Source organism: Cereibacter changlensis JA139, assembly GCF_003034985.1.
Taxonomy (GTDB): domain Bacteria; phylum Pseudomonadota; class Alphaproteobacteria; order Rhodobacterales; family Rhodobacteraceae; genus Cereibacter; species Cereibacter changlensis.
In genome coordinates, this window is the sequence record NZ_PZKG01000220.1 from 1 (window position 1) to 4387 (window position 4387).

Annotated in this window: 4 protein-coding genes; 2 read left to right on the top strand and 2 right to left on the bottom strand. The window is 67.2% G+C overall.

Annotated elements, in window-relative coordinates; genetic code table 11:
* Positions 1-55: 55 nt before the first annotated feature.
* Positions 56-295: a hypothetical protein gene (locus tag C5F48_RS24920; RefSeq protein ID WP_146170704.1), complete on the bottom strand. Its 240-nt coding sequence runs from the start codon at positions 293-295 to the stop codon at positions 56-58.
* 34 nt (positions 296-329) lie between these two features.
* Positions 330-2312, bottom strand: coding sequence for a transcriptional regulator (locus C5F48_RS22110; protein ID WP_107665902.1), 1983 nt, complete (start codon positions 2310-2312; stop codon positions 330-332).
* 279 nt (positions 2313-2591) lie between these two features.
* On the opposite strand from C5F48_RS22110, the gene C5F48_RS22115 reads away from it, so the two are divergent.
* Both C5F48_RS22115 and C5F48_RS25375 read left to right on the top strand, forming a co-directional pair.
* Positions 2592-3644 carry a class I SAM-dependent methyltransferase gene (locus C5F48_RS22115; RefSeq protein WP_107665903.1) on the top strand — a complete coding sequence of 351 codons (1053 nt, stop codon included), beginning with the start codon at positions 2592-2594 and terminating at the stop codon, positions 3642-3644.
* Positions 3645-3893: 249 nt separating this feature from the next.
* On the top strand, positions 3894-4103 hold the full coding sequence (locus tag C5F48_RS25375; RefSeq protein ID WP_170139781.1) for a DUF1127 domain-containing protein: 210 nt from the start codon (positions 3894-3896) through the stop codon (positions 4101-4103).
* Positions 4104-4387 lie beyond the last annotated feature (284 nt).

Consider the following 4387-nt stretch of genomic DNA (forward strand, 5'->3'; position numbering starts at 1 on the left):
TTGCCGGTCTGAAGGCGCAGGCCTGAACCGCCGTCTTCCGCCGGGTGCGGGAGCCTCAGGGACAAGGGAGGAAGATTTCCCGCGCGCGCAGCTCGCGCACCGGGTCTTCCGGCGCGCAGGGTTGGCCGGAGAGCGGATAGGCGCAGGGGGATTTGCAGCCCGCCAGGGGCATCATGCAGGTCAGCGCGGTGATAATCAGCCGCTCGCGACAGGATCTCGCGGACATCTGCGACCTCCTTCCCTGTTGAGCCTTGTCCACCTGCCGCCGGCTTTCCGCATTGATGATGCGCAACATCTCGTGCAGTGGCCCTCTGGTCCGGGTGCGCCTTCTACGTTCTGTCGGGCAGGCTGTGCCCATCCATTCCCACCACCCGGGCCGCCCGGCGAAACGCGGCTTCCGCCTCGGGCGTGAACCTGAAGGTTCTCAGGAACTCATCGACGTGGCAGTGCTGGCGCGACTGGCGCAGCCCGGCCACGATGGCGCGACCCTCGGGGGCGCGACCTGCAAGTCCCAGGCAGAGGGCCGTGATCTGCTGGATGACCGCATGCGAGTTCGGCCGTAACGAGGCCTTCAGCGCCCATCCTGCGGCCTCGTCGAACTGGCCTAGCCGGACATGGGCCAGCGCCCTGGACGCGAGCATCGCGAAGAGGAGCGGATCGAAGGGGCTGAGCCCGCGCGACCGGTCTGAGGCCTCGATCGCCATCGCAGCGTCCCCGGCCTGGGACTGCACGAAGGACAGCGCATAATGGCCGAGCGCAAAGTTGGGGCTGAGCCCGACCGCCTGTTGCAGTTCCGCGATCGCCTGATGCTCGTCACGCCGCAGCCAGAGCGCCCTGCCCATCGCCCAATGGGCCGAGGGGTCGTGGTCGTCGACCATCAGGCTCCGCTCGGCGGAGGCGAGGGCGAGGTCGGTCTCGCGCCCCCGGTTCTCCCACTCCTGGAAGGCGTTCTGCCAATGGGTGAACGACATCCCTGCATGGGCGCGGGCGAAGGTCGGATCGGTCTCGATAGACCGGCGGAAGAAGTGTTGCGCCTGCAGGTTGTCGACCTTGGTGAAGCGGTGCATGTGCCACAGGCCACGATGGTAGGATTCCCAGGCGTTCAGCGAGTTGGGGGGCTTGAGCACCGCCCGGTTCTTTTCCGCCGTCTCGATCTCGCCAACGATCGAACCGACGATCGCATCACCGATCCGGTCCAGCATCTCGAAGGCCTCGTCATCGGCGGCCTCGTAGCCATCGGTCCAGACGATCCGGGAGGTCCGCACCTCTGCCAGTTCCATGGTGACGCTGAAGCGGCCGCCATGGCGACGGACGATCCCGCTGGCGACATAGTCAACGCCGAGCGTCCGCCCTGCCGCGTCGGGGTCGATGCCCCGTTCCGCCAAGGCGAAGACCGATCCCTGCGCAATGACGAAGAACGCGCGCAGCTTGGCGAGGCGGGTGATGATGTCCCGGGTGAGGCCGGCGCCGAGCTGGGAGGCGCTGCCGTCGCCCTGCAGCTCGAGCAACGGCATGACCGCAAGCGAAGCGCGGGTCGCCTCAGGGCGCGGATCCGGGGGTTCTGGCGGCGAGGCCATGGTCTGCGCAGGCGCCGGGCGCATGGCGCCGTCACCCCGATGGCGTGCCTCGCGCAGGGACAGGACGAGCGGCGTGGCGTCCTCACCTTCCGCCTCGAACAGCCGGACAGCGGCGGCAAGGTGGCGTTCCGCCTGTCCCGGAAGGCCATCCCGGGCCAGGGCGGCCAAAAGCGCCCGCTGCGCGCGCGCGTCCAAGGGCGACAGGGCCACCCACTGTTCGGCCAGAAGATGCGACTCGGGGCTGTCCGAGGGCAGGCTGCCATGCAGGATGGCGGTGAGTTCCGCTTGGCGCGTCCGGAAGCTCTGGCGCTGCATTGTCAGCCAGTGATCGAGCTGCGGGCTGCGGTTGAGCGTGGCTCCCTCGAGGAACTCGCCAACGCAGAGGCTCAGCACATGCCGCAGCCTGCCGGGCTCCAGGGCTTCCAGCCCGGCCTTGCAGGCGGCTGCGATCTCGATCACATCGACATCGCAGCCGCGCAGGTCGAGCGACACCCTGTCGTCCTCGACGAGGACGCGGCGCATCCCGTCCCGGTCGAGCACCGAACGCAGCTTGCTGAGGCACCAGCGCAGGTCTCCCCTCGGATCATCCGGGACGCTGCCCAGAAGCTCGCACAACCTGCCCCGCCCCACCGGACGCGGCGCCAGAGCGAGATAGGCCAGCAGCCCCCGCGTCTTGCGCGAGGGAGGAAGGGCGACCTCCGCCTCGCCATGCCACACACGCAGCCGCCCCATCATCTGGATCGTCAGCGAGGACGCTTTGCCTCTGGGTGCAATCGCCGTTTCCACGCGAAATACCACGGCCGTTCCAACGGCCTCTTCAACAGCACTGCTCTAGACCTTGAGAGAACCGAAAGAACCGGTTCCTGCATGGGGCCGCAGCAATACGCGGCACGCAGTCATTCATTCATCGGAGATACAGATGGATCGGCCAAAAATCAATATTTTGCTGCGACAGTCGCTCGGCTGCCGGGTCGCCTCGGACAGATCTTGCCGCGAAGCTAGTGAGGTGACGCCATGACCGGGCCGGACGAAGACAAGCTGAACAGTCTGATCGGCCGCGTGCTGGGCGATCTCGGCGGCGCGGTCAGCGTTCCTCTGGTCAGGATCGGCGATCAACTCGGCCTCTACCGCAAGCTCGCCGAGATCGGGCCGACATCCTCCGACAGCCTCGCCGCAAGCACGGGCTGCGCCCCGCGCTACGTCCGGGAATGGCTGTCCGCGCAGGCGGCGTCCGGCTATGTCACCTATGACGCCGGCCAGTTCTCCCTTTCGCCGGAGCAGGCGATGATCTTCGCTTCGCCCGACAGCCCGGCGAGCCTCGTCGGCGCCTTCGACACCGCAGCAGCGATGGTGGAGAACCGACCCAAGGTGCAGGCCGCCTTCAGGACCGGCAAGGGCGTCGCCTGGGGCGACCAGGCGACCTGCCTGTTTTGCGCCGTGGCCCGGATGTTCTGGCCGGGCTACGTCAATGCACTGGTCCAGGATTGGCTGCCCGCGCTCGACGGCGTGGTGGACAAGCTGAAAGCGGGCGCAAACGTGGCGGATGTCGGGTGTGGCCACGGCCTGTCCACCATTCTCATGGCGCAGGCGTTTCCTGCATCTAATTTCGTGGGCTACGACTTCCATCCGGCCTCGATTGCGGCGGCAGAGGCGCATGCCCAGTCGCACGGCCTGACGAACCTCCGTTTCGAGGTGGCGAAGGCGCAGGATTTCGCCGGGCGGGGCTTCGATCTCATCACCTGCTTCGACTGCCTGCATGACATGGGCGACCCCGAGGCCGCCACAGCCCATGTGAAGGCCGCGCTCAAGCCGGATGGCACGTTCATGATCGTCGAACCCCGAGCCGGCGACACTCTGGAGGACAATATCAACCCCATCGGCCGTCTCTTCTATTCCGCCTCGACCATGATTTGCCTGCCGACCTCGCTCGCGCAGGAACGGGGACTTGCGCTTGGTGCGCAGGCCGGAAGCGCCCGATTGACGGAGGTGATCCGCTCCGGCGGCTTCACCCATGTGAGGCAGGCGGCGGAAACCCCGCTGAACATGGTGTTCGAAGCGACCGGCTGATCGGGAGGAGCCGCGCCCTGCATGATGGGGCGCGGTTTCCGGCAGGTCAGCCCCTTGTGGGGTCACAGGAAGACATGCGGTCGGCCGCGATTTTTTACCGCCGCACCAACGCCGGCGCGCAATTTTCGGCGCTGCGGCGCCGGGTCGATGGCCGGTCTCGACCCTCCCTTCCGCCCGGCGTCACGCCTTCATTTCAGATCGTCCGCCGCCGTCGTCTCACCGGCCGGCGGTATTTCAGGGAGAAGCCCAGTGAAATCCTCATCCACCATCGCCCCGATCGGCAGTGCCGCGACCCTCTTCCGGTCCCTGCGCGATTGGCTCCGCCACAATAAGCTGCGGCGCACGCAGATCTGCGAGCTGACCCGCATGGCGGAACTGGACAACCACCTGCTGCGCGACATCGGCGTCAGCCGTGACGACATCCGCTACGCGCTGCACCAGCTGCGTCGCCGGCCGTAACCTTGGTGCCGCGCCGCGCGCTCCGGCGGCGCTTCACAGCGCGCGCATCGCCTGCGGCAGGAGGCGCTCCGTCGTCCAGCCGCAGACCATGCCGTCGGTTTTGACTGATGTCGATGCCCGGAACTGGCGCGGTCGTGGCGTTGACCTACCGATCCGCGGTCGATGTCCCGCCCGCTTCACCTCCTCAAAGAGAGCCTAACGAGCCTCTCTTCGGTTTGGCGTTCCCGTCCTCCAACGTCTTCAGCCGCTTGGCCTCGGACACCGTCATCCCGGAGAACTGAGCT

Excerpts from the sequence above, each read along its gene's own strand:
- C5F48_RS24920 (WP_146170704.1), bottom strand. The coding sequence starts at position 295 with ATGTTGCGCATCATCAATGCGGAAAGCCGGCGGCAGGTGGACAAGGCT.
- C5F48_RS22110 (WP_107665902.1), bottom strand. The coding sequence starts at position 2,312 with ATGATGGGGCGGCTGCGTGTGTGGCATGGCGAGGCGGAGGTCGCCCTT.
- C5F48_RS22115 (WP_107665903.1), top strand. The coding sequence starts at position 2,592 with ATGACCGGGCCGGACGAAGACAAGCTGAACAGTCTGATCGGCCGCGTG.